The sequence below is a fragment of the Halomonas sp. SIMBA_159 genome (genome assembly GCF_046536035.1).
GTDB lineage: Bacteria > Pseudomonadota > Gammaproteobacteria > Pseudomonadales > Halomonadaceae > Vreelandella > Vreelandella venusta_A.
In genome coordinates, this window is the sequence record NZ_JAWJBT010001153.1 from 1 (window position 1) to 251 (window position 251).

1 protein-coding gene is annotated in these 251 nt (G+C 72.1%); it reads right to left on the reverse strand.

Annotated features, from left to right (window positions below):
- On the reverse strand, positions 1-251 hold a 251-nt coding region (locus R0J87_RS22890), incomplete at both ends, for a squalene/phytoene synthase family protein (protein WP_498889230.1).

Here is a 251-nt window from a genome sequence, read left to right on the forward strand (position 1 = left end):
CGACGCGACCTTGTAGCAATAGTCGTAGAGGTCATCGAACGCGCGATACCGCGTGGGCTCGAGGTCGGCGAGCTGCCCGTCGAGCATCGCGTGGAGGTGCTCGGCCTTGACCGGATAGGTCTCGACCACGTGGGCGAAGGCGGGCCACATCGGCCCGTCGGGGACGCCCCGGCCCTCGAGCAGCCTGTCGAGGTCGGCCCGGAACCGCTCGACCCGCTCGCGGCGGACCGCCGGCTCGTCCTGGCCGGCCC